Origin of the sequence: Ileibacterium valens, assembly GCF_001945525.1 — a bacterium.
GTDB lineage: Bacteria > Bacillota_I > Bacilli_A > Erysipelotrichales > Erysipelotrichaceae > Ileibacterium > Ileibacterium valens.
In genome coordinates this window covers 1-23,036 of the sequence record NZ_MPJW01000286.1, presented here as the reverse complement: position 1 = coordinate 23,036, position 23,036 = coordinate 1, and the positions used below count along the sequence as shown (strand labels likewise).

The window sequence follows — 23,036 nt, the reverse complement described above, 5'->3', positions numbered from 1 at the left end:
ACGGATCGTTCGGTCGCTGTCAGTGATTTCAATCACCGGCTTTGGACTCTCGTCTGATCCTTCCAAATCCAGGAAGACCGTCCTGTCAATTTCTACGAATTCAAGAGCCGCTGAAGCAGGCGATACGGCGGCAGCTTTTCTGCGCCAGTACTGGAAGGTGGATAAAGCCAGGCCGTTTTGGACGCAGAAGCCAGCCTGAGTCAGACCTGACACCTGATATTGATCAACCAGGTTCATCCACTGTTCCTGATTCAGTTCACGGGATTTGGAAAACAGATAATTATGCATAAAATCCTCCAGTTCTAGTCGAATACAGAATATCGACTGGAACCGGAGGATCTAAGCCCGTGCAAATTTCAAAAGGTTACTTTCGATAGATTGTTTTCTTGTTTTCCTTGGTGACCATGTTGTTCTCCTAATCTTTGCAATAGAAGGGAGTTCTGTACCCTTCGGCATTGAGTACCAGACCGTTGGCCCATGACGGCAGCTCACACATCTTCTGGCAGATTGTTTCCACCGACATGCTGGGATCGGCTTCGACGATGATTTCATCGTGGACATGGGCGACTATTTTGTATTTCCGGCAGTTGTTCATGGCGTTCATGAGAAGATCTCGTGAAATCGCCTGTGTGATATTCTCGACAAACTTCGGACCGTAGCTTTCCAGCCGCTCCCATTTCTTGTTCAAGCCCAGACCCATGTAGGTCACTGATTCTGTTCCATATTCATTGGTCTCGATCTTTGGCTTGGGATAAGCCAGGGACCTTCCAGACGGCAGTTGAATGAAGAGGATGCCTGATGTGTATGAGAAGACCAGGTTCTTGAGAAAGACTGGCTGCTTGGTTCTGAGTGCTTTCTTGATGGCAGCATCAACTGCCCACCAGTACTTGACGATCTTCGGATTGGCTTGACGCCAGGAATCAACCAGCGGCTTGAGCTCTTCTTCCTTCATTCCAAAATCCAAAGCGCCCATGGCTTTCATCGCTCCTACTGAGCCGCCATAGCCACAGTTGTGGACGAGCTTTCCGGAAACGGTAAAGCAATGGTGGGGACCTGCGTTCTTGATGTCGTAGGTTTGGGCTTCAAAAAACTCGTCGTAAGGTTCGTCGGTTTGAAGAAGAGACACAATTCCTAACGGTGCCCAAGATCCTCGATAAAGAACAAGGTGATCTGGAGTGGCCGTTAATCCTTTGTAGGTCATAACCCTGCGAATACCTTTATCAATCACGCCTTCGTGTGTAACCCAGTTTTCTCCGTCCCACAGACGATGGTCTAAACGGACCTCTTCAATCGGGACCAGTCCTTTGTCTGTCAAGACAAGCTCACCTTTGGCAATACACGCCAGTTCCGCCTGCTTGCCCTTCTGTCTCAAGTCTCCGTTCACACCGTGTTTGACCACGGGAACCTTGAACATTCGGCTGGCCGTTTCGCAATAGATATCACCGTTCTCTTTGAAGACCGCCTGCCGCCATTCTTCTTCCGCCAACCAGGAGAGAACTCTTGCCTCGATCGCAGAGTAGTCAGCGACAATGAAGTCTTTTCCCTCGGGAGCGATCAGTGCGGTTCTGATGAGCTGAGAAAGCGTGTCTGGAATATCATCATAAAGTATTTCCAAGGCTTGTATATTCTTATCAGCAACAAGACTTCTTGCTTCTTTGAGATCCGGCATTTTGTTCCTGGGGAGATTCTGGAGCTGCACAATACGGCCAGAATAGCGGCCTGTGCGAATAGCTCCGTAGAATTGGAACATTCCGCGGATTCTTCCATCAGAACAGGCTGAGTTGAGCATGGCTTCATACTTTTTGACCGAGGCCATGGCCAGCTGGTTTCGCAGTTCAAGAACGGTTCGCACTTTGTCCGAGGCTTTCTCCATCAGAGCCTTCATGGCTTTCTGGTTGAGGGTATCTGTTGGCAGATTCTGCTGTAGAAGCCACTCCTTCATCTGTGATGGTGAGTTGGGGTTTTCCAATCCGGTCATCTTTTGAAGACGCTTGAGCAGGGATTCTTTGGCAGATTCACTGATTTCCAGAGCGTGGGTGGCCAGGTTGATGTCGACCAGAACACCAGAATCGTTGATCCGCTGGTCTAACTGGTACTCCGTCCATATAGACGCTCTGACCGGAAACTTTATCAACCGCTGTTCGATCTCGATTTCTGCTTCCACATCCCGCTTGTTGTACTCCTTGAAAAGCTGCCCTTTCTCTGGATCTTCATGCTCGGTGTGACCGCTGCAAAACATCTTGATGAGCGCTCTGCCTTCCTTGAGCTTTGGCCGTTCCAGGTTTAATACCTGTGAGAGCTGGTCCAATGAAAGCGGCAGTCCAAGCGTAGCTGCATGGACCATAGAACATTGCCAATCTTCCGGATCAAGAAACTCGTAATCGTCGAGCATTCCAAGATCTCTGAAATACCTGGACAGACAAATCCTTTCGAAGGCTGCGTTATGTGCTACTTTGATCACATCCGGATCGAGAATGGCTTCGATTAGGAAATCAGGCAGGGCTTCAAAGTGCTTCATGTCGATGACTTCGACGGGATCTCCATCAAAGGAAAATGCAAAGAGCAGGATTTGAAAATCCTCGCTCTCTGCATAGCGGTAAACACCAGCTTTGGATAAGTCGGTAGTAGAAGAGGTCTCGATGTCGATGAACAGCCTACGAGAGGAAGTCATCGTCGGCATCCTCGCTGACGAAGTCGTCGTTTGCGGTTGTTCTGCCGCCCAGACGAGGACCGTCTTTGATCTTCTGAATGTTGCCAAGACCGCAGGCGACACCTTTGTTGCCATTGGTGTTGAACGCGTAGAAGTTCAGAGAAACTCTGGCGTAGCAGCCGGAGTAGACTTCGCTCTGGTCAAGGATTGGCTGAACACGACGGTCAACAATCTGTGGCACTTCCGTGCTGGAAGCGTTCAGAAAGTAGTGGCCTTTGTAGACATCGTCATCTCGTTCGATATCACCATCACGCAGAGGGAGTTTAATGGCCTGCTTGTTTGGCTTCTTGCCACCAAATTTGGCCAGACCATTTTCGATGGCTGCGTCCACTGCTTTTTCGATAGCAGCCAGTGTATCCAGGTCATCCTTGGGGATCAGGATCTGGGTAGAGTATTTTTCATCTCCGCCATTGATGGAGACGGGTTTCCATCCGTTGAAGTAGGATAGGCGGGTTTCTTTACCAGTTACGACTTTAGTGTTTGCTTTCATTTTCAGTTTCCTCCGTAAATTCGATTTCTTTTCGTTTGTCTGAGACAGGAACCAGGGTTGGTTTTCCGACTGGTTTCGTGACCAGGCTTCCAAGAATCTCCTGGAAGACGGGCTTTGTCATGACTTTCTCCATATCTGTGATGGTTCTCAGACTTTTCTTGTAGATGTCTGTGAAGCCTGCTGCCTGACAAGCAGCGATCACTTTGGCTTCACTCACGTACTTGCGGTTGGAACGGCCAGCGACGAGCTTAAAGCCACTCCACTTTTTGCCTTTCAGCGCTTTCTGTTGGGCATACTCTTTGATCTCTTCTGCCCATTTGATCAGATCGTCCAGTTTGGGAAGGACCTGCTCGATTTCTTCATCGGAAAGGCTGGTCGGATCTTTGAATTCATCCTTAGCCAGTTCAAGCGCAGCTTCAGCTCGCTTTCTGCATTTGGCTGCGGCTTTGCAAAACTGGCACCAGGAACCATTGCAAAGTTCACCCTCACCGTTAAAGGCAAGCTCCGCGTTGGGCTTGAGAATCTCATGAGCCCAGGTTTTCAGCTCATCGGGTGTGATGGTCCAGGAGCTGATGTTTTCTTTGCGTGGCTGAAAGATCGTCATTTCGATGGTTTCAATGTCGAAGATCCCGTCGAGCAGTTCCAGTGCTCCCAGCGCATACAGCATCATCTGGGTGTTGTTTTCTGCATTGACCAACACGCCCAGGCCGTATTTGAAGTCGATCACATGCAGCTTATTTCCGCTGGCGATAATGCAATCGGCAGTCCCAAAACCTTCTGGAACGTACTCAGAGAGATCCAGCTTCTGTTCGATCATGATGACTGGCTTGACCTCATCCTTGATGGTTTCCAGAATCCAGGAGACGTACTCGTCGGAGTGCTGTTCCATTGCTTCATCCTGGAAGTCTGATTCCGGACGGACCGACTCCGTGCCAAGAGCGGTCTTCAGTTTGTGCTCACACAGGGCATGAGCGGCTGTTCCTTCTTTGGCTGCAAGACCGGAAGTATCCGGATAGGGTTCTTCAAGCCTTGCGGATGGCGTACAATGAAGCCAACGATGCGATGAGGATGGAGAGAGGATGCTGTGACTCATTTCAATTTCTCCACATCTTTGACAAGAGCCTGGTAGTGAGCTGCATCGATCTTGGAAAGTCTGCTTGCGCCATACTTTTCAAGAAGCTGCTGGATCTGCGCTGTAAAACCGGCTCGGGATTTTTCAGCGAGAATTGCACGGACTTCTTCGAGAGACATCTTTGGCTGCTCGGGTGGCGTAGAAATCACTGGAGCCGGCGTCGATTTGCAAAGAGCGTCGGCAATTCTGTTCAGAACATTGAGAAGTTCTTTTTGGAATTCATCCATGGTGATTACCTCCTTCACTGGGTAGCCGTGAGGAAGGTAGGATTGTGACAGGAAAAATAAAAAACTTCCTAGATTACGCTAGGAAGGCTAAATAACTTCACAAGTGATACTAAGTGGACTAGATTGCATTGGAATGCTTAGTATTTGAGTGCCCATATTAGTAATAATCAACACAATAGTGAGTGATGAGAGGAGATAAACAGTTTGAAAGTTGGCCGTAATGATCCATGCCCGTGTGGAAGTGGGAGGAAATACAAAAAATGTTGCTGGGGGCTTTCTGACGAACAGATCAATGAGAAGCTAAAATCACGTCCGCGAGCCCAGGATATGATTGAGGAGTTTGACAAGGCGTCTAAAGGTAGCAAAATTATGCAATGTCTGCATCCTAACCATGACGAATGTTCAGAAGCAATCATCAAGGCGCATTCTATTCAGAAAAATAAGATACTAAAGAAAATATCAAAAAATGGATTGGTCATAAATCCTCTTGTAAAAAAGTTTAAAGATGGGTTTAATCCATTTCAAAAGCAAGGGTGCAAAATCGTATCCACATTTTCTGGCTTTTGCGGCTATCATGACAAGACTTTGTTCCAACCTATAGAAGACAAGCCGTTTACTGCTACAGAGGAGCAAATTTTTTTACATATTTATAGAGCTTTTGCCTACCAATATCACAAGAAACTAGAAATGCACAAGATGAACGATGTGTTAGATAAAAGATTGGCGATAAAACTTGCTAACGCTTCTGGAGTTGATCTAGCAATTAGTGACTTTGACAAAGATAAAAGGGTATTTGATAACGCGATAATCACTAAAGATTATTCATGTCTTGAAAGCTTTGTTTGGGAATTCGATGGTCCTATTTATTTTTCAGCCTCTGGTTTTGATACGCCGACTTTCGGTCCTGACAAGAAAAAGATCACGGATCTGGGAAATCCGAATAGTACTGTTCACCATTTATACTTTTCTGTTTTTCCTGAAGAAGAGAAAACTTACGCACTGGTTGCCTGGCTAAAAGAAGACTCAGAAAAGTTGAAAGCATTCCGAAGAAAATTCAGCACGATCACCGAGAATGAAAAGAAAAACTTTCTTAACACTCTTATTTGTGAAACAACGGATAATTTGGCTGTTAATCCAGATAGCTGGGAAAACTGGGATCCGGTACAAAAGGATATTTTCGAAAATCAATATTTATTTTCTTCGGTTTTCCCGCTCAGGAGCCTTGAACCAGTTGATCCTTTTGCAGATCCGGGATTTGACCTTTTCTCTCTTAAACCTCCAGCTGACACATCAGAAGAAGATTTTATTTAAAGCATTGTAGTTTTGATTAAGGAAATAATAAATAAGCCAGCAAGCCTCACCACTGACGGTGAAGCCTGCTGGCTGTTTCACTATTTCAGAATTTCGTTTACACGCTTCTGTACGCTTGCTGGATTATACCCGGCATTTCTCAGTCGGGTAACGCGGTCCTGGCCATTACCCCATTTTCCGGCAATGACCTCTCTGGCAATTGTATCGACGCTCTTCCTTCCTGCTCCCAGTTTCTGGTTGACCAGAGACTGGATGGCATTAGGGTCATACCCAGCTGCTCTCAGTCGGTTGATTCGGTCGTTTCCGTTGCCCCACTTGCCATTGATGACCTCCTGGGCAATCACATCGTTGGACTTCCTTGCAGGAGCAGCGGGTGTAGCTTTCTGTCCCAGCAGAGCATTGACCTTGGCCTGAACGGCATTGTAGTCGTATCCGGCAGTGGTCAGCCGGTTTCGTCGATCGTCTCCATTACCCCATTTTCCGTTGATGACTTCCTTCGCGATCACATCAACGGATTTTCTTGTTGGCTCGTTGAGGACTACACCACCATTGACCTGGCGGACGAGTTCAGGAAACTTCGACTTCAGATACGGTCCCGGACAGTTGGTTGCTGCAAACATGTCATGGCAGGTCAGCGTTCCAGACGGAGAACCAGTCCAGGTCAGATGAATGCCGTAGCGGGTACAGATGTCTTTGCAAAGTCTGATCAGGGCGATGAAAGCTGTGTCGGAGACTGGCCAATTTCCACCAGTAGCGGAATTGGCCACCTCGATTGTGATGGCCTGATTGTCATTCTCCCAGGAGCTGGACGTCCAGGCTCTGAACTCTTCCGGAACACCGCCCCAGATCGTGCCGTCGGTACCGATGTAATAGTTGGCAGACGCCTGGCGGTCACAGTCCCGATGATACTTAGCACAAGCAGCTGCACCCATATTTCCCGCCATGTGGTGAGGAGTGATCTTGGTGATTTTGGAAGTTCTGGGATTGCATTTATTGTAGATCGGTGTCGATCCATTGATCAGTGTCGAATAGGTCATAGTTCCTCCTTAATGCTGCTGCCACGGGCGAACACGAGGTCATCGATTCGTCTGGCGCAGTCCATCATCTGTTTGGTATTGTTGCCATCCACGTTGTGCTTGAGCAGGTTGGATGTGGATTCCAAAAGAAGCCGGTTTACATCCTGCTGCAGCAGAAAGCTGTGATGGTCTTTGTTGAGTTTGTCCTGGTGCTCCGCCAGCTCCTCTTTCAGGGTGCGGATCTCATCTTCCAGGACCTTCACACGTTCTTTGAGTTTTAAAAATGGCTTGAAAGCCAAAGACAGAAGCGCTGCAATCGAAGAGAGTGCTCCTGCAATGGCTCCAAGCCAGACAATGCTTGTTTCCAGTTCAGGCATTCTCCACCTCCGGAAGACCGGCTACAGAAGTCAGAAGGCTGACCAGACCAGCCAGTGCGGAGGCAGAAAGGACGACAAGAAAGTCGACCTCGGTAATCAGAGCAGAAGCTCCAATAACGCCAACAGCCGTCTGCGCTACAGTTTTGATTGCGCGGACGGCTGCTGCTTTAATCCAGATTTTCGTTTTGTTGCTCATGGTAACATCTCCTTTCATGCTTGCTTCTCCCACATCTGTGGGGCATCCGTGGGACTGAACGCTGTATCGCTCAGTGCCTTGTAAATCTCTCCGTCTGTGAAGGTCATGAACTCTCCAGACTTGTACAGATCATGAGCACCGCTTGGCGCTGCCCAAGGATAGGCGTGATCTTTGTCTTTTCCGTGATACGGTATCCAGATGGTGGCGACGGATTGATACCAGTCGGGATGAATGCTGCCGTCGTAGTCGACAAGGCATTCAAAAGGCTGGTCAGATTCCCGATTCCGGAAGATCTCACCAGCCTTGTAAGAGGCGTTCTGCTTGTACACAGGAAAGCCAAGATCAAACTCTGTTGGATCACCGCCAGCGTTTACGACCTCTTTGGTCAGAAAGACAATCAGACTTCGCAAAAAGCGGGTCAGTTTATCGTCTTCATTCATCAACATTCACTCCTCTCAAGATATTCAGAATCCAATCTGTCCGGTCTTCCACTTTGCCGATTTGTCTGGGCTTGAACCATTCCAACACCGGTGGGTTCTCAATTTTGGTTGACGTCCAATCTGCTGTTGGGTTTTCTTCAAAGCGAGTCGTTCGACGCACCGGAAGACTGGGATCATACAAAGAGTCGTCCCCAATGTGCTGAACCGTTACTGGAATGGTGGAAAGCACCGGAATCTGCTTGTGTTTGAGAAAGCTGAGAATTCCATGGCTTTCCAGAGCATCTTCACCAAAGACGGCATCGATATAGTTGAAGCATTCTTCGACAATACCAATTGGCAGCAGAATGGCGCATCCCCACATCGACCAGTCGTGCCGGATATAGGGGCTATCCAGTCCGCTAATGAAGTCGTTGTAACAATCTCCGTCAAAGGCCATGGTGAAAAGCGAAAAAGCGCAATCAGGATGTGACTGCGTCATTTGTTCAATGATCTGTTTGAATCCATTACATACCTGGACATCATCGTTCAATACGACTCTGTGGGTCATTCCTTCCGCGTGAGGAAGCAGCCAGGTTTGCTTGACTGGAAGATAGGGATTTCCAGTTTCAGAGCTTTCATCATAGAAAATATCCTGATCGGTAAGTTCTAGAGTATCCCGTAAGTTTTCTGCCATTTCCTGACGCTGGCGGGAAGCGACAATTTTGATATCGACCATCCTTATCACCTCCTAGGCCGATGTTCTCCACTCAATACAGTTGAGAATGCAAGTGGACGAACACGATGTGGATGAATAGTACAATTTCAAGCATTTTTGGCCACAGACCTCATACGGCTCGACAAAGATGACTTGATAATAGTTGTTGTTGGTGAAGATCACCGGCATGATTCCCATCTGGATAGCAGATAATGCTGCGTCGCCTTGGGTTGTATCCAACGTGCTTTGATATCCGGTGTAGTTCAAGATCAGACCGGATGCTGATCCGGAGGCCTGGTAAGTTCGCAACAGAAATACATTCGAGTAAACAACATGGGTGGAAGAAGATCGATGGGCATAGAACGTAAAGCGCAAATGACACCAAAGATAAGGACTGCCGGATGTGAGGGTTGGAACCGATGTTGTCCATCCCGAAGCAGAGCTCGAGGGCGTATCGGAAGTCGAGGTAACTAGGAAATAGGCGCTCACAGAGCTTAACCGTTCGTTGTAATTTCCAATCAGCACGGGTTGGCTGTCTACGCTTGAACCGTCCTCGTAGTTCACTTTGAAATACGTCCACATCGTCGGATAAGAAGAGTTCAGGGTTGGAAGGGTTGTACTCCATCCGGAAGTGGCAGTAGGAACTGTTGAATTGCACGAAGACCTGCAATAGTACTGGACAATGCTGGAAATTTTGCTGGTGACATCACTTCCATCGGTTCCGTCTAGGATTTGAGCGAGCTCTCTGGTCCCGTTAGCATCTGTGATCGTAATGGTTGTTGTTTTATCCGCCTTTGTTGCACTCAAGGTTGGTGAAACGCCGGAGGGACCTTGTGCTCCTGTATTTCCGTAAACACCCATGATCATTTTGGCTGTTTCTGTTGTCTGGTTATTGGTCAGCGTGAATCGTAAATAGCCCCAAAGATAGCGGTAGCTAGACGTAAGCGTTGGAACACTTGTTGAGTAGCCGCTGGTCGGAGCGGAAGTGCTGCTTGACGATCTGGCCAGATAGACGGACGCAGACTGTACGCCGACTCCTTGTGCACCTTTGATATTGACCGGACTTGGATTATCCAGTCCACCATCATTGGTCCATGAGATGACGCCAGCAGAAGAAACGGAAGGTGTGAAGGTTGTTCCTGTCCGCTTTCCGGTAATACCACCAGTATCCGCAAGAGCCTCGTTCACCAGATCCATCAAAGAATGAACCGTATCGGGATCAAGAAGATCCGTTACACTGGCTCCCACACCAACACGGTATCGAACGAGGGAGGATGTGATTCTCTGGTTTCCTTTCTCGCCCATGATGCCAATGAAAATCGTTCCGGACTCTTCCAGGACAGCTGTAGGAATAAGGGTCTGGCCAGAATTGTCCAGATCAGAAAAATAGCAGTCCAGTCCATTTCTGGAAAAGACTGCTGTTTTGGCAAATCCGCTCCACTCAGCATCAAAGGTTACCTTGATCGAATCCACGTTTTGGGTTCCGGAAAAAATCGGATTGAGATCAGACCCGGACAGTACCCGCTGGCTGACTTGTAATTGCAGGATGCTCATTGTCCACCGCCTTTCAGAATCGGTACTAATGCCATGGCTTGTCTTGGCGTTATGGTATCCATCGCCTTGAAAAGCTCTTCAGAATCAATCGGATTGATAGCCACCTCATTTTCGATTGCCAACAATTCCGTGAATGGCTCTTCTTCCGGAACTCCATTTTTACCTTTGGGCAATTTCTCAATGACCAGTGCGATGGAACGCCTCAGACTTTCAAGACTCAGAAGATCTGACTGAGCTGAAACGCCAGTTTCACAGGAAGAGTCTGTTCCATCAATCCTTCCAGCGAGCAGGCTAAGTCGAAGATTTGTGCGTTGGTTAATTTCATCGGTAGCTCCTTTCAGTTCCTCTTGTGTCACGACAGATTGCGTCCGCTGTTGAACTGAATGGTCCATTGGCTGGACTTCATCTGCCTTGCTGCATGCCGGGAATATATATTCACTCAATAGATCACACCTCCTGAGATTTTGCAGTTGTACCACTCCTGAACGGTTCCATCTGAATTGATGGAAATTGGCAGTTTGATGCTGGTGGGAGATGACCAACTGCCAAAACCGGAATACCCGCTGCTGTTGACAATATCCGGCTGCTGCAGATTGCAGTTTTTCAGGTGGTGGTAATGAAAGTCGGCATTGTCGAAAAAGTCTACTTCACAGCTGAAGTAGAGATGATCACGAACATAATCACCAAAGCTCTTATTTGCATAGAGCATCTGGACAATATAATTTCCAGAGCTGCTGACTTTAGCCGTCCAGGCCATATAAGCGCCATCAGGATCAAGATCGAATACGAGTCCTCGAGCTGAAGAATAGCCCGTGAAAGAATTGACACCGATTCGTCCCAGGTTATAGCTGTCGCGCCAGAAAGTCATTCCGCTTTGACCAAGCTGCATGAGCCGATTGGCAGCTGTCTTTGAAGAGGCGGAGAAGATATTGATCGTCCCGCCGCTGAATTCGATGTAATTGGAAATATTGCTCCAGGCGATGCGAACTGCTTCAGCATTCTGTTGAATATAGGAAGCGATCTGGCTGGTTCCAACCTTGGTGGAAACGGTCGAAACGATGGAATCGTAGTTCATCTGAATTGATGCCTGCATAGTGGTCAATTCCGACATCTTTTTCTGATAGTCCGTCGCTTTCTGTCCTTCTTCCAGTTTGAAACGGGAGAACGTTACGAAATTAGATGTGCCAGGTGCTCCAGTCTTCTTGAGCGTGATCCCGAACGTTGAGGGCGATGCGCTGCTCCCCACGCGGAAAGTGATCGAGATCCGGTAATCATAGGAAGGCGGTTTAATGGTGGCGGCAATCACACCGGTTGTCTGATCTGCTTCAAGAGTCATGGTGCTGCTGCTGTTGGTTGTTTTCACAGCTTCCAGCAGTTTTCTTCCAGTACGGATTTCAAGGGTTACCGGTGAGGGTTGTGCTCCTCGTATGTAGGCGCTGAAGGTGTAGTAGTGATTCTGATTGAATGAAATGCTGATTCCCTGAGATGTCAAGATCTCCACATCTCCAGAGATGGAATCGTCGAATTGCATCGTCTTTGCTCCACTCACATACGAATTGGAGACCGCACAATTGGCATGCCGTTTCAAGGTGTATGTGCTGCCCCAATCCGCTGTATACGGCAGCAGGTTGTTTGGCAAAGCATACTCTTGATAAACCTGCAGCTGAATCGAATCGGTCTTCAGGTCTATCTCGCTTTTGGAATAGTACTGCGAGAGTTTTTCCTGGAATTGACCATCGGTATAGTTTTTAGCCTGCTGATAAACGGAAAGACTGATGGAGTCCATGGCGTTGGAGATCCGTGATTCTGTCTCCACCTGTATCCAGTAAGCTTTGAGCTTTTCGGAGGTGTCCGCTTTGGCAGCTTCCAGACTATCGGAGATGTTTTTCTCCACACTGGTGCGATAGGATATGTCGATCTTATCCGCTGCGATGGAGTTTGCAGCAATCATATTTCCCGCAATGGTTCCATCCATCGTCATGGCGGTCTGATATGGGCCGGCATAACCATTGGAAGAGAAACCAAGACCGCCCATATTCCATCTCCAGACGTTCTGGGCGGTCTCCAGATTTCCTGTATCGATGATGCAGATCTCCTGGATCTGTCCCTGCTCATCCTGGACTTGAACGACTTGCCCGTACTTTCCGAATGTGTTCAAAAGCTGTGTCGCCTGTTCTTTTGCCTCTTCCAGAAGAGAATTTGGTGTTCTAAGCGCCTGTACTTTCTGGGTGACGGAAACCTGGGAGGCTCTGGAGCTGCTGGTAAAGGAGACAGGCTTTCCGCCAAGGTGATACAGATTCTGATCTGGCTGCAGCAGATGAATCGTCATGCTGGTCAGCGGGAAGACTTCATTGATCTGGTGATAGTCGGACTGCACCCGGATGCGATCAAGCAGCCGGAAGTCATCGACATTCACATCCAGCATCGAGAGATCGACCGCGCTGACCTCCAATTGCAGATCTTCGTACTGGTTGTGCCCCAGCCATTCCTGACCTTTGGTTTTCAGTAGCGAAGGCGTGTGGATATCTTCGAATGTGACGACTTTGCAGATTCGTCCGTACTTGGCAATAGCTGTTGGTGCTTCCAGGTAGTCTTTCTGGTTATTGACGGCGGCAATGGAAACTCTCTCTTCCAGGGCCTCAATCTGACGGTCTTCTAAAGTTGCACCTAGAGGAATGACAACTGTTGCCAGTTCCGTCGATTCGCTGTTACAGACGTAATCCATCAGGTTTTCCTTGAAGTGGATCGGCTGTCCACAAACACGAGGGTAGCTATTCAGGATATCCAGATACCGGTGATTGTTTTCATGCCGAATCTGAATAATCCCGCCCAGACGATTGATGACTTTATCCATCAAACAAAACAGCGTGTCTTCATAGTTGGTATATCGATAGAGCGAGTCATTGGGATCGGTTATATTCACCACGCCCAGCTCGAACGTTTCTGCGGATTGGGCGTTGTGGTTATCCAGCAGCGTCTGGATAAATCCGCGAACAGACATGTCATGATATTCGGCTGGACGCTGAATCGTGTCTGCCAGATAAGACAGCTCCCCCTGGATTTCTACAGACTTTGTTTTGTAGAAGTCCGTCTCGATGCGATTGACGCGTCCATAAAAGATTGGTTCGTCATCCTTGGAAACGGTGATCCGCATGCCGTGTTCAATGGCTTCATAAGCAGGATGAGAGGCAGGGATCGAGAAAGAAAAAGACCCTGCTTCATTCATGGCAAGGTCTAACACAGGGTCAATCAGCAGCAGCGATATGGAAGGGTCCATGAGGCAGGTCGTGTTGGAATAAACGGTATACATCAAAGACTCCTTTCCAGGGGCGCACCCAATTTAGTGACTGGTTGTTTATAGGGTTCGCAATCCGCGGTTATCATCACTTCCGTGATGGCAGGACAGTTCTTCTGAACATGGACGGAAAGACGGCCTGTCCAGCAATATTCCGGGTCATTGTCCAAGATAAAAGTCATCCGCTTTCCGTGCAGAGCGTTCATCAGCTCGGATTGCAGATGGCCATCATGATCGAACTCCGTCCAGAAGTTCATAGTGATTGTCCGGTTCAGGTAGGTTGTGCGCCCATATAGAGCATCCGTCAAGTCAAGAATTCCATCACGACCAGGAACGGTCAATTGATAGGTCTGGATACTGGGTTCGTCGATTTGAAGAGATGCAAAGCGCAGCATCCAGTCTTTGACGGTGTGGTAGAGGTTATCGAAAGTGACACCAAGATTCACAGGCAGACCTCCTTTCCATGAAAAAAGCCCAGCTGGTTAGGCTGGACTAAAATCAAACTGGTACTTTCTTGAATCGTTATTAGATGTGCGGTTCAATCTATCCAATCAGATGGAAATCCTAAACTATCAAGAATAACAGTGCACGGAATACTTTTTATTCTGCTTTTTAGATAATTCCTCATTCGCTTTTTGATAGCCCTGGTCAAGTCATCGAATTGCTTTTTTGGCAAAAAAAGTTTGGTAGCAAGATAAATATCATAAACGTGTGATCTATCCAGCGACCTTTCATAATCTGAGGAATATAAAAAACTAATAAAAGGGACAGAATATTTAAAGTTGTGGTTCAATAGACGATTGTTATGTCCGCAGGTATTCCGTAATTCCTGGATGGCGTACATAAATTTCCAAAAATAATTTGGCGGTAAGTGCACCCTCGTATGATATTCTCGAAAAATGCCATCTGAGAAACACTTAGCGACATTATTTTGAACTGTGAATGGCATATTTTTATATAAACTGTTAATCGTACCAAAATCCATCACATTGGTAAGAACCCATAATGGAACGTGTCCATAATTTGTTACATAATGAGATATGGCATTATCGGGCCCTGAATCTTGGTATTGTTGGAGCAAATCTTGCAACTTATTAATGCATTTTTGAGTATATTCATTTTCCGGTTTTTGGTAGTTATTCCGGTCTAAATAGGAATAAGGAGCTCGAAATTGTTCTGAGTAATAATATGCAGTCAGCGCTTTAAGACTCTTTTCTATATCTAAGCAAGATCTAAACAGAAGTGATTTTATTTCTTTGTCGAGTTGAAACAAGTAACGGATCTCATCGAACGATGCACCATTAATATAACAGTCAGATCCGTCTTGAAAAAACTTTCCAAAGTGATTGACAACATTATAGTAGTTGTTAAATAGAAGGTAACGGGCGGCGGCCCCCTTATCTTTTATGATTAAACCCCGACTCTTCAAAATCGAAACCTGCTCTGTCACAGATTTGAATGGTTTCTGATTTACATTATCCAACATAAAAAGGCCTCCGAAATGGAGACCTTCTTACACGTACAAGTTCCGTAGAATTCCTTGTCGTTCTTAGTGACTCCATAATAAGCTAAAATTGATATTTGGTCAATAATAAAACCAATTTATCTTCCTCTCAATAGTTTTGCAAGTTCCTGATCAACCAGTTTTACCAACTGTCTAGCCAGAGCTCTCCCATCCATGGAAAGATTGGCTTTCAGGCTGAGAGCCAAAACAGCATTTTTCATTTCCTGGCCAATTCTGGAATAATCGATTTCTATTGCTTGTGGCTGTTCAAAAGTCCGGTCCATTATACTACTTTGAACAGCAGAATGGAGCATACTCATCAAAGACTGAGCACCCACAACGGCTTCTTTGCCGGATTCACCGCCATCGAACAGTTTTCCATTCTGCATTCCAAAGATTGGTAAGCCTGGATTTCCGGCTCGTTAATCTTAAGAGAAGTGAAGTGCAGCTTTCAGTCCTGATAAGTGTCATAAAGATTGTCAAACTGAATGCCTGGTATTCCATCATCTCCTGAAAGAAAAAGTCCAGCTGATAAAGATCAGATAACTTTCTATAAAACCGGAAGTTATACATGTCAGAGTTGCTTAATTTCATTAACAATCATAGCCACAGTCATAGCCACAGTCTTTTTATTGGTATCAATTTTAATGGTGTTGAGTACTTGATATAGCGGTATTCGTGCAACACTTCTTTCAATAACATCCGCAGTACGAATACCTCTTTCAACATCATTTGATAATCTGTCCCGTAGACTCTTTTCATTTGCAACAAGAGAGGTACACTTCACTGCACAGTTCTTTGTATCTAACTTTTCAAGAATAGAATTGATAATACTCTGCTCATGCATAACCCAGCAGAAAATTATATTTTCATAGGCAGAACATTTTAAAAAGTTATTTAACAAATAGCAGATATTATCAATCACTATTGCTTTGGTTTCATCGGTTACTTGAAAGGGACTTGCATCCCAGCACCAATCTCCGTCAAGAAATACGCTATGTTGTAAATCTCGTTTAAGCTGCTGGCATACCGTTGTTTTTCCAACCCCCATAGTGCCACCAATCATATATAAAGCTTTCATCATTCACATCTGCAAATTCCTATTTATTGAACCTTACTCATTTTTGCCAGTTCCTGATCCAAGGGCTTCACAATCTGTATGCCAGAATCCTTCCATCAACGATAAGACTCACTTCGACTTTCGAGTCCGTCATGGCACTTTTCAAGCTTCTTTCCATGACGGACTAGTCAAATTCAATCACAGAAGGTTCATGGCTGACAGGAGCCATCAGACTCACGGCGATTCGAATTCCCTCATTGTTCATACTTATCAAAGACTGAGCTCCAACAACGTTCTTGCCGGATTCACCACCACCGAGAATCCTTCCATTCTGTATTCCAAAGATTGTCGGGCTATTCAGGATCATGCCTTTTGGTATGGCTTTAGCGTATCATTCAACACCGATGGAGGGAAGATCACCATCGAGCCAATCTAAAGGGTTGATGTAGCCGGAAATGGAAAAATGCGGCAGCGGGATATGCGGTCACTGAAACTCAAAATTGAAGAATCCTTTCGGCTGGCAATGCTGGCTGAAGAGTTTTGGCGCTTTAAAATTTCATAGTGATCGTCCTATTGAGGTGGGCTGTATGGCCAAAGAGCATATCCGTCAGGTCAAAGACACCATCGCGTCCTGGGACATTGAGCTGGAAGGTCTGAACTGAAGTTGATCGATCTGGAGAGATACGAAATGCAGTTTCCAGTCCTTGGCTGTGTGGAAAAGGGTATCAAACAAAATACCAAGTTATTAAAAAATGAACTTTTGCAGTTTACCAATTAGAGTATTTCTCGATATCATCGATAAATATAAGTAATGCAGAAATCGTTCTAGCCATATATGTAGCTTCAATATTATTCAAGACTTCGTTGACAAGAGCATAACTTTGATCGTTTCTGATTTTGTTAAAAACTTCAAGAATAGACATTCCCATTTTCATCGAACTTATGGAAAACTTAGAATCAATAATCGCTAGATTTTCATAATACTTAGCCAGTTCTCCTGCGAGACTCGATAGGGAAGATAATTCTCTGAGTTTCCCTTTTTGATTGGCAGATCATATTTTTGACATAAGTCTCTAATACATTTTGTTGAGTACGTATGGAGTCGATCCAAGACTAATGTTGGTGTACCATTGACAATCGATATCTCAATATCTTCTTTTAAGACAGAAAGCGTTTCTTCATCCTTTTCAGGTAAATCAATATGGGCGATATCCTCTGATTCAAGAAATTCAACGCCTCTTGAAATATACCCAGTTCGATCACTGTCTAAGGCAAAATCTATATAACGTAAAAACTTTATTTAATTTCTTACTAATATGTCAATTGAATCTCGATCTATCTCAAAAATAAAATCTAATTATGTTTATCCCAAGTGTTTCCGGTAACACCAACATTGTATGCGAATCCTATATCTTGGTAAGTATAATTACAATTTTGAATCGCACTGACTATTTTAGAGTCAAAATTCTTATTCATTAATCTGACCAATTTACTCTGAAAATCATAAGGAAAGTTATAACTGAAGGTCATTAATTGTATTCCTCTCATCGGGTATTAGATAAATTAGCCAGTTCCTGATCCATTGGCTTAACAATTTGTCTGGCCAAAATTCTTCCATCGACGACCAGGCTGACTTCGACTTTCGAGTCTGCCATGGCCCGTCTTAGGCTGTTCTCCATCTGGCCAAAATCGATTATAACGGGTTCACTGCTTTCGGTCCCTGCCAGGTTCAAGGCGTTGCGGATATCGGAATCGATCATCTGCATAAGAGACTGCGCTCCGATAACAACCTCTTTTCCGGCTTCTCCACCGCCTCGCAGCTTGCCGTTTTGCATTCCGAAGAATGTCGGGCCATCCAGAATCATACCCTTCGGTATGGCTTTAGCGTACCATTCGATTCCAATGGAAGAAAGCACTCCATCACACCAGTCGAGCAGGTTAATGGAGCCGCCGGTTTTCTCTATCAGCATGTCAGTCCAGCAGCAATTTTCATCGCATTTGTCTTAAGCATGCTTCTCTGTATTTATGGAATGCACCTGACAGAAAACGATCAGGCTGCAAATTCAAGATCTGTTTTCAGGATGAAACGTACTGAAACTGGTATTCCTGCTGCACTGCCAGTCGAAGGCCGTGCAAAAGTCAGTTTCCGCAGCCTGCTGCTCAACCGAAAATTCGTTTTCTATCTTGTCATATTCGCTCTGTTCAATGGTGTCAATGAGGCGATGAATACATTTGTTCCAAGCATGCTGACATCAGAAGGAGTAGAGCCTTCCATGGCTTCAACCATTCTCAGTATCGCTGTCCTGATGCAGCTGCCGATGGTGTATTTTGCGGATAAGTTTATGGATAGAATGAAAAACAAGACACTGAGTCTGGCGGCTTTTGGCATTATGCTGACACAGATGCTGGTTTATGGTCTGCCTGCGATGCTCGGGCTGAAAGAATTTGTAATTATGCTTCTGAAGACGCAGGGAAGCATGCTCTTTATCATGGTCAACCTGAAGATAGTCCACTCTCTGGTGTCTTCCGGTTCTCAGATCACCGCTCTGGCCATCGCTGCCACCGTCAAAAACCTTGCAGCGATTGTTTTCAACAGTATGGCTGGAAACATGATCGATGCCTTAGGCTATTCATCCTGTTTCCTGGCTCTGGCAGCCGTAATGATTGTGGCGATCATTCTTCTTCTGGTTTTCAGACTGCCGGCAGGAACAGATCAGAAGCTGTTTTCCTGATCAAACTGATAATTCAGTGGTCCAATGAACAAAGAAGGCCCGATGGATTCAGCTGGAAAGGAATCCTTCAGGCCTCGAGGCTGCAATAGAACCGACAGCAACTCCGGTATGAGGTGTATTATAAGTCATCATTACTGGAGTCTGCGCTTCAGGAGTCTGTTTCGGTTCTTCTGGTATTTTAGGCGTTGCCGGAGTCTTTTGATGATCTGGTGTTTTCGGTTTGTCCGGTGTTTTCGGGGTATCGGGTTTTGGCATCGCGATCAGCGGGAGATACCCGAGATACTGCGGTGGGACCGGCTTTGAAACAATATTCATGGTTGTTGTATTGCCGAAGAGATTAAGCCAGAAGCCCCGGCTGAACACATTCAGCTGATTATCCCAGTCACCGGCTCCGGTGGCATTTTTCCTGGCGTTTTCTACAGTCTCCTGATTGAAGTTGTAGAAGAAATTCTGACCGATCCCAACGAGAATGACGGTGCCTTCCGGAGAGCTGTTCAGGCCATCCAGATTGTTTCTGGTCAGATCCACAATTCCGAAAGTATCTCCATCCTGGAAGACATTGGAATCCGGGTCCACATAGGTCATCTGATTGCCGAAGTCTGTATGGATGGACTGTCCTCCATCAATATCGGAGGCCATCATGACAACTCCCGCATGAATCGGCTTATGTTCCTTGTCATCGTTGTAGCTGAAAGAAATTTCAGAAAGATTGAGCTTTGTTACAATCCGGGAATTCTGGTTGAATTCAAAGGACTGGTCTGGGGCTCTGAAAAGCATCAGCAGGTTGGAGGCATCATCTCCGATTGCTGTATCAGGAAGAACACTGAAAGGGGAGAAGCGGATTGTCATGTCAATTTTGTGGCCATTGGAATCTGTGGTCACATTGGTAAACGTGACTGATCCGGAATTCTGACAGACTTTTGTCAGGTAATAATAGGCGCTGTTCTGTCCTGTCCAGTACGTATTGCGGTCAAGCACTCCACAGAAATCGGATCCCTTTATTCTCACATCACCCATAAGACCGGTTTGGGTATCCGTCTTAATCAGATCAGAATCACCGAGAATTTCGGTGTCCTCATTCCATTTGACGCCCTGAAGCCAGATGATATCGTCTGTATCGGCTTCATCTTTTGTGACCAGAACAGAAATATCCGAATAATAGTCTTTACCCGGCTTGCCCAGTTCGCCAATCATCGTTAGATTGCCATTGGATTGGATTTTGTTCTCAGAGGCCTACCGTTCATAGTCCTCCTGATATTTTTTCAGGTCTTCTTCATATTTTTCCTTCAGAGAAGCATTGATCCGGTCGACTTCTTCGTTGTGTTCCTGAATTTCTTTGTTTTTCGCATCAATTTCTTCCGGAGTCAGTTCTACTTCCGGTTTTGAATCATCTATTTTTGTTTCATCATCCGTATCTGTATTTTCTGTTTCTTCAGATTGCGGATTTTCTTCTTTGTCTGTCTGTTCTTCTGATTGCTGATCAGAGTTGTCACTCGACGAAGACTCTGCATCTGATTCTGTTTTTTCCTGTTCAGAAGCCGGGTCAGACTCTGTCAGTATTTCTTCAGAATTCTGAGGCTGTTCTGAATCTGGCAAAGCCTGCTCTTCGGATGACTGTGCAGTATTTTCAGTCTCTTTTGTCTGAGCATCAGTCTGCTCGCCAGCCGTATTAGTCTGAGCATCTGCACTGACTGGATCTGTCAGAGCAGATGTATCTGGACTGTTTTCAGATTGTGATGGATCCAGGAGTTAAGTTTCATCCGCAGATTCCTGGCCATCTACATCCGGTTCTGCGGCATAAACATTGAGTGTTTCAAAACATGGTATCAGGGCAAGAGCCAGACATACACCGGTCATTGCTGCTTTGTTGGATTTCATTGGTTTTTTACCTTCCTGTTCCTTAAATGAATATGTAGTATAAATTGCCTCTCATAATTTAAATCAACGATAGCGCACTACGCTTTCAACATCAGAAATATGACTGAAAACGTGACTGCAAAGCGTTATAGAAGGTGTTGCTGGATCATATAGCAGCTTTTATTTGACAATAAACCAGGAATTATCCCGAAAACTGAGAAATTCCAGAATAGAAGAGAAAAAAATACTGCCCGGATCAGATCGCTCAGTTCTCAGTGAACAGTCTGCCCAGCCGGTTATGATGAAGAAAACACAGTGCGTAATTCTTACAGTTTCAAAATTCGCTTTTGTTGCTAAAAAACTCCATATACAATAAAAAGCCTATAATAAGATCTGCGAATGGATTAAGTTCGAGGGGAATGAAATGAACATTCTGATGAATATATTGTGGTTTATCTGCTGCGGTCTCTGGCAGGGGATTCTCTGGGCAGTAGCTGGAGTTTTATGGTGCATTACAATCGTAGGCATCCCTGTCGGCGTTCAGTGCTTCAAATTTGCTGGACTCGCGTTTTTCCCATTTGGAAAACGCGTCATTTACGGCGGAGGAACTGGAAGCTTTCTGCTCAACATTATCTGGATTCTGCTGTCAGGATGGGTGCTTGCAGCTGGTGCAATCGTAAACGGAGTTGCGCTCTGCATCACGATCATCGGTATTCCGTTCGGACTGCAGTGCTTCAAGTTTGCGAAACTGGCCTTCATGCCTTTTGGCAGCCGTATTGTTCCAAACAATACCGTGGGACCTTATCCGGATCTCTGATCAGCATTCTGAAGAATTCAGAGATCCGCCAGGATTCTGATCTTCTGAATTTTGAGAAACCGCCTTCTGGCGGTTTTTTTGTTCAGAATCAGAACTGAAGAACCTAAAAAACTAGGACGATTGTCTAATGATCAGATCTCAGACTGAAACTTACTGTCCTGACTGATTGCATCTAAAAGAGAGATCTTGTTTCTGTATGCTAAATTCTTTGTATAAAAGGACAGGCGCCCCTAAATGCGGCTGTTTCGGAAAGGAGACAATGGATGAATCTGACTGATCTTTCTACAGGAGTCATGCTGATTCGGATTGTATTTGCCGGAATCTGCGGCATCATTGTCGGATACGGAAGGCAACGAAGCAACAAACCTTCCGGGATCAAAACTCATATGGTGGTCGCCTTTGCTTCCGCACTCTTCATACTGATCTCCAAATACGGTTTTGCGGATTCTCAGAACTTTGACCCTACAAGAATTGCATCTCAGATTGTCAGTGGAATTTCATTTCTTGGAACCGGCATTATTATCAAACGGCATGCCAATATCGAAGGTCTGACCGATGCCGCAACCATCTGGTGCTCAGCTGCGATCGGGATGGCTGCCGGAGCGGGATTATACTGGCTGGCTATCCTGGCTTCCATCCTGCTGGTGATTGGAACGAACGTTCTGCATCTGCTGGAGAAAAACCACAGAGACAGACAGGATTCCTATATGATCACGTGTGATTCGATCGATGCTCTCAATCAGCTGATCCAGGAAAATCAGTCATCTATGAGCTGGCACAGAGTTGAAAAACATGGAAAAAAGGAATATCTCATCCGTCTGCAGATGGATTTTGAAAACAAAGACGTCAGAGAAAAGTGGGAGACAGAAATTTTCAGCAATCCCTCTGTTTCTTCTTTCCGCTTTCTTTATCCTACTGACTGATACTGCTATTATTCTCAGTTTCTTATCCACACCGATGATCTTGTCATCTGTGCAGCATTCAGTTATGAAAAAGAAAGCATCAACCTGATTGCGATACTCGAACTATTAAAAAATGGGCTGCTTCCTCAGAAGCATTTGATAGAAATCGTCCGTTTCTATTGCCGGATCACTCATCTCGATATGTTCTTATAAAATCATTCTACGTTTGATGGATCGGTTTCATTATTGACCAGATCATTCAGTTTATTTATGATTAATTGTAAGTTCTTTATATTTGATGGGTTGCCCGAATTGAAATTGCCTATATACCATTAAAGGCGAAGAATCTTTTGAATTCTGCAGCTTTCCTCTCAGGAAAGCTGCAGAACGCAAAGATCTTCGCCTTTTTTACATTGAAATATTATTGATTCAGACTGACAGTCCGCAGAGTTCTCTGATTTCATCATTCCAGGGAAGAACGCTCTCGATGACATCAGACGGAATGGCTGACTCACGCCATTCCCGGAACCTGTTCATCACCAGTTCGAGATACTTGAGGACATTCAGTCCGCAGCGCCTGGCTGTCTTGGTTATGGAAGACAGCACTGTCAGCGCTCTGGCCCCGTCTTCACTGTACGCAAACAGCCAGTTATGACGGCCTCTTGCGATAGAGACAAACGCTTCTTCCGAACTGTTGTTATGGGCCGCAACCAGCGGATCAT

General features: G+C 45.7%; 26 protein-coding genes and 1 pseudogene. 4 read left to right on the top strand and 23 right to left on the bottom strand.

What is annotated here, in order from left to right; genetic code table 11:
- The 5 genes from tnpA to BO222_RS13065 all read right to left on the bottom strand — a co-directional run.
- Positions 1 to 288 (bottom strand): IS66 family insertion sequence element accessory protein TnpA (gene tnpA / locus BO222_RS13085; RefSeq protein ID WP_198931968.1); only part of this gene is annotated, 288 nt, incomplete at its 3' end.
- A gap of 127 nt (positions 289 to 415) precedes the next feature.
- Entirely contained in the window at positions 416 to 2,671 is a 2,256-nt protein-coding gene (locus tag BO222_RS13080) for a DNA polymerase (protein ID WP_075821148.1), read from the bottom strand.
- The gene (locus BO222_RS13075; protein ID WP_075821147.1) at positions 2,655 to 3,200 is read right to left on the bottom strand and encodes a DUF2815 family protein; all 546 of its coding nucleotides are present in this window, start codon (positions 3,198 to 3,200) and stop codon (positions 2,655 to 2,657) included. The genes BO222_RS13080 and BO222_RS13075 overlap by 17 nt, the downstream gene beginning before the upstream one ends.
- On the bottom strand, positions 3,184 to 4,293 hold the full coding sequence (locus BO222_RS13070; RefSeq protein WP_075821146.1) for a DUF2800 domain-containing protein: 1,110 nt from the start codon (positions 4,291 to 4,293) through the stop codon (positions 3,184 to 3,186). Before BO222_RS13070 ends, BO222_RS13075 begins: the two co-directional genes overlap by 17 nt.
- On the bottom strand, positions 4,290 to 4,559 hold the full coding sequence (locus BO222_RS13065) for a hypothetical protein (protein WP_075821145.1): 270 nt from the start codon (positions 4,557 to 4,559) through the stop codon (positions 4,290 to 4,292). Before BO222_RS13065 ends, BO222_RS13070 begins: the two co-directional genes overlap by 4 nt.
- Before the next feature lie 204 nt (positions 4,560 to 4,763).
- On the opposite strand from BO222_RS13065, the gene BO222_RS13060 reads away from it, so the two are divergent.
- Complete coding sequence (locus BO222_RS13060) at positions 4,764 to 5,870, top strand: YecA family protein (RefSeq protein WP_075821144.1); 1,107 nt, start codon at positions 4,764 to 4,766, stop codon at positions 5,868 to 5,870.
- Between the two features lie 80 nt (positions 5,871 to 5,950).
- Here the strand turns inward: BO222_RS13060 and BO222_RS13055 are convergent, their stop codons facing one another.
- The 14 genes from BO222_RS13055 to BO222_RS13885 all read right to left on the bottom strand — a co-directional run bounded on the left by BO222_RS13055 (position 5,951) and on the right by BO222_RS13885 (position 17,976).
- Positions 5,951 to 6,907, bottom strand: coding sequence for an N-acetylmuramoyl-L-alanine amidase (locus BO222_RS13055; RefSeq protein WP_075821143.1), 957 nt, complete (start codon positions 6,905 to 6,907; stop codon positions 5,951 to 5,953).
- Positions 6,904 to 7,263, bottom strand: a complete 360-nt coding sequence (locus BO222_RS13050; protein WP_075821142.1) for a hypothetical protein — start codon at positions 7,261 to 7,263, stop codon at positions 6,904 to 6,906. The genes BO222_RS13055 and BO222_RS13050 overlap by 4 nt, the downstream gene beginning before the upstream one ends.
- Positions 7,256 to 7,477: a holin gene (locus BO222_RS13045; protein WP_233131275.1), complete on the bottom strand. Its 222-nt coding sequence runs from the start codon at positions 7,475 to 7,477 to the stop codon at positions 7,256 to 7,258. Before BO222_RS13045 ends, BO222_RS13050 begins: the two co-directional genes overlap by 8 nt.
- Positions 7,474 to 7,905, bottom strand: coding sequence for a hypothetical protein (locus BO222_RS13040; protein ID WP_144266788.1), 432 nt, complete (start codon positions 7,903 to 7,905; stop codon positions 7,474 to 7,476). The genes BO222_RS13045 and BO222_RS13040 overlap by 4 nt, the downstream gene beginning before the upstream one ends.
- Positions 7,892 to 8,614, bottom strand: a complete 723-nt coding sequence (locus tag BO222_RS13035; RefSeq protein WP_075821140.1) for a hypothetical protein — start codon at positions 8,612 to 8,614, stop codon at positions 7,892 to 7,894. The genes BO222_RS13040 and BO222_RS13035 overlap by 14 nt, the downstream gene beginning before the upstream one ends.
- A 12-nt stretch (positions 8,615 to 8,626) precedes the next feature.
- A complete protein-coding gene (locus tag BO222_RS13030) occupies positions 8,627 to 10,147 on the bottom strand; it encodes a hypothetical protein (protein ID WP_075821139.1) in 1,521 nt (506 codons plus the stop codon).
- Complete coding sequence (locus tag BO222_RS13025; protein ID WP_075821138.1) at positions 10,144 to 10,590, bottom strand: hypothetical protein; 447 nt, start codon at positions 10,588 to 10,590, stop codon at positions 10,144 to 10,146. Before BO222_RS13025 ends, BO222_RS13030 begins: the two co-directional genes overlap by 4 nt.
- Entirely contained in the window at positions 10,587 to 13,457 is a 2,871-nt protein-coding gene (locus BO222_RS13020; protein WP_075821137.1) for a phage tail protein, read from the bottom strand. Before BO222_RS13020 ends, BO222_RS13025 begins: the two co-directional genes overlap by 4 nt.
- The gene (locus BO222_RS13015; protein ID WP_075821136.1) at positions 13,457 to 13,888 is read right to left on the bottom strand and encodes a phage tail family protein; all 432 of its coding nucleotides are present in this window, start codon (positions 13,886 to 13,888) and stop codon (positions 13,457 to 13,459) included. The genes BO222_RS13020 and BO222_RS13015 overlap by 1 nt, the downstream gene beginning before the upstream one ends.
- A 92-nt stretch (positions 13,889 to 13,980) precedes the next feature.
- Positions 13,981 to 14,928, bottom strand: coding sequence for an Abi family protein (locus BO222_RS13010; RefSeq protein ID WP_075821135.1), 948 nt, complete (start codon positions 14,926 to 14,928; stop codon positions 13,981 to 13,983).
- Positions 14,929 to 15,044: 116 nt separating this feature from the next.
- Positions 15,045 to 15,335 carry a hypothetical protein gene (locus BO222_RS13005; RefSeq protein ID WP_075821134.1) on the bottom strand — a complete coding sequence of 97 codons (291 nt, stop codon included), beginning with the start codon at positions 15,333 to 15,335 and terminating at the stop codon, positions 15,045 to 15,047.
- Positions 15,336 to 15,520: 185 nt separating this feature from the next.
- The gene (locus BO222_RS13000) at positions 15,521 to 16,030 is read right to left on the bottom strand and encodes an AAA family ATPase (RefSeq protein ID WP_233131274.1); all 510 of its coding nucleotides are present in this window, start codon (positions 16,028 to 16,030) and stop codon (positions 15,521 to 15,523) included.
- Positions 16,031 to 16,190: 160 nt separating this feature from the next.
- The gene (locus BO222_RS12995; protein WP_075821133.1) at positions 16,191 to 16,373 is read right to left on the bottom strand and encodes a hypothetical protein; all 183 of its coding nucleotides are present in this window, start codon (positions 16,371 to 16,373) and stop codon (positions 16,191 to 16,193) included.
- Positions 16,374 to 17,550: 1,177 nt separating this feature from the next.
- Positions 17,551 to 17,976 (bottom strand): hypothetical protein, encoded by a 426-nt coding sequence (locus BO222_RS13885; protein WP_158024622.1) that lies wholly within the window; start codon positions 17,974 to 17,976, stop codon positions 17,551 to 17,553.
- Between BO222_RS13885 and BO222_RS12985 the strand changes: the two genes are divergently transcribed.
- A complete protein-coding gene (locus BO222_RS12985) occupies positions 17,860 to 18,738 on the top strand; it encodes an MFS transporter (RefSeq protein WP_233131276.1) in 879 nt (292 codons plus the stop codon). The two genes, BO222_RS13885 and BO222_RS12985, sit on opposite strands and share 117 nt — an antisense overlap.
- 48 nt (positions 18,739 to 18,786) lie before the next feature.
- Here the strand turns inward: BO222_RS12985 and BO222_RS12980 are convergent, their stop codons facing one another.
- The 3 genes from BO222_RS12980 to BO222_RS14315 all read right to left on the bottom strand — a co-directional run bounded on the left by BO222_RS12980 (position 18,787) and on the right by BO222_RS14315 (position 20,616).
- Positions 18,787 to 19,932, bottom strand: coding sequence for a hypothetical protein (locus tag BO222_RS12980; RefSeq protein ID WP_075821130.1), 1,146 nt, complete (start codon positions 19,930 to 19,932; stop codon positions 18,787 to 18,789).
- Positions 19,933 to 19,971: 39 nt separating this feature from the next.
- Positions 19,972 to 20,334, bottom strand: a complete 363-nt coding sequence (locus BO222_RS12975; RefSeq protein WP_075821129.1) for a hypothetical protein — start codon at positions 20,332 to 20,334, stop codon at positions 19,972 to 19,974.
- Between the two features lie 153 nt (positions 20,335 to 20,487).
- Entirely contained in the window at positions 20,488 to 20,616 is a 129-nt protein-coding gene (locus BO222_RS14315) for a hypothetical protein (RefSeq protein ID WP_269843634.1), read from the bottom strand.
- Between the two features lie 403 nt (positions 20,617 to 21,019).
- Between BO222_RS14315 and BO222_RS12970 the strand changes: the two genes are divergently transcribed.
- Both BO222_RS12970 and BO222_RS12965 read left to right on the top strand, forming a co-directional pair.
- The gene (locus tag BO222_RS12970; protein WP_075821128.1) at positions 21,020 to 21,412 is read left to right on the top strand and encodes a YccF domain-containing protein; all 393 of its coding nucleotides are present in this window, start codon (positions 21,020 to 21,022) and stop codon (positions 21,410 to 21,412) included.
- A gap of 263 nt (positions 21,413 to 21,675) precedes the next feature.
- Positions 21,676 to 22,335 (top strand): MgtC/SapB family protein, encoded by a 660-nt coding sequence (locus tag BO222_RS12965; RefSeq protein ID WP_075821127.1) that lies wholly within the window; start codon positions 21,676 to 21,678, stop codon positions 22,333 to 22,335.
- A gap of 408 nt (positions 22,336 to 22,743) precedes the next feature.
- Here the strand turns inward: BO222_RS12965 and BO222_RS13880 are convergent.
- Positions 22,744 to 23,036, bottom strand: a pseudogene (locus tag BO222_RS13880) (hypothetical protein); the annotation flags it as partial.

What these genes read in the sequence shown, in the direction of transcription:
- BO222_RS13080 (WP_075821148.1), bottom strand. Translation starts at nt 2,671, where the DNA reads ATGACTTCCTCTCGTAGGCTGTTCATCGACATCGAGACCTCTTCTACT.
- BO222_RS13075 (WP_075821147.1), bottom strand. Translation starts at nt 3,200, where the DNA reads ATGAAAGCAAACACTAAAGTCGTAACTGGTAAAGAAACCCGCCTATCC.
- BO222_RS13070 (WP_075821146.1), bottom strand. Translation starts at nt 4,293, where the DNA reads ATGAGTCACAGCATCCTCTCTCCATCCTCATCGCATCGTTGGCTTCAT.
- BO222_RS13065 (WP_075821145.1), bottom strand. Translation starts at nt 4,559, where the DNA reads ATGGATGAATTCCAAAAAGAACTTCTCAATGTTCTGAACAGAATTGCC.
- BO222_RS13055 (WP_075821143.1), bottom strand. Translation starts at nt 6,907, where the DNA reads ATGACCTATTCGACACTGATCAATGGATCGACACCGATCTACAATAAA.
- BO222_RS13050 (WP_075821142.1), bottom strand. Translation starts at nt 7,263, where the DNA reads ATGCCTGAACTGGAAACAAGCATTGTCTGGCTTGGAGCCATTGCAGGA.
- BO222_RS13045 (WP_233131275.1), bottom strand. Translation starts at nt 7,477, where the DNA reads ATGAAAGGAGATGTTACCATGAGCAACAAAACGAAAATCTGGATTAAA.
- BO222_RS13040 (WP_144266788.1), bottom strand. Translation starts at nt 7,905, where the DNA reads ATGTTGATGAATGAAGACGATAAACTGACCCGCTTTTTGCGAAGTCTG.
- BO222_RS13035 (WP_075821140.1), bottom strand. Translation starts at nt 8,614, where the DNA reads ATGGTCGATATCAAAATTGTCGCTTCCCGCCAGCGTCAGGAAATGGCA.
- BO222_RS13030 (WP_075821139.1), bottom strand. Translation starts at nt 10,147, where the DNA reads ATGAGCATCCTGCAATTACAAGTCAGCCAGCGGGTACTGTCCGGGTCT.
- BO222_RS13020 (WP_075821137.1), bottom strand. Translation starts at nt 13,457, where the DNA reads ATGTATACCGTTTATTCCAACACGACCTGCCTCATGGACCCTTCCATA.
- BO222_RS13010 (WP_075821135.1), bottom strand. Translation starts at nt 14,928, where the DNA reads ATGTTGGATAATGTAAATCAGAAACCATTCAAATCTGTGACAGAGCAG.
- BO222_RS13005 (WP_075821134.1), bottom strand. Translation starts at nt 15,335, where the DNA reads ATGCAGAATGGAAAACTGTTCGATGGCGGTGAATCCGGCAAAGAAGCC.
- BO222_RS13000 (WP_233131274.1), bottom strand. Translation starts at nt 16,030, where the DNA reads ATGATGAAAGCTTTATATATGATTGGTGGCACTATGGGGGTTGGAAAA.
- BO222_RS12995 (WP_075821133.1), bottom strand. Translation starts at nt 16,373, where the DNA reads ATGATCCTGAATAGCCCGACAATCTTTGGAATACAGAATGGAAGGATT.
- BO222_RS13885 (WP_158024622.1), bottom strand. Translation starts at nt 17,976, where the DNA reads ATGCTGATAGAGAAAACCGGCGGCTCCATTAACCTGCTCGACTGGTGT.
- BO222_RS12980 (WP_075821130.1), bottom strand. Translation starts at nt 19,932, where the DNA reads ATGATTGGCGAACTGGGCAAGCCGGGTAAAGACTATTATTCGGATATT.
- BO222_RS14315 (WP_269843634.1), bottom strand. Translation starts at nt 20,616, where the DNA reads ATGAAATCCAACAAAGCAGCAATGACCGGTGTATGTCTGGCTCTTGCC.
- BO222_RS12970 (WP_075821128.1), top strand. Translation starts at nt 21,020, where the DNA reads ATGAACATTCTGATGAATATATTGTGGTTTATCTGCTGCGGTCTCTGG.
- BO222_RS12965 (WP_075821127.1), top strand. Translation starts at nt 21,676, where the DNA reads ATGAATCTGACTGATCTTTCTACAGGAGTCATGCTGATTCGGATTGTA.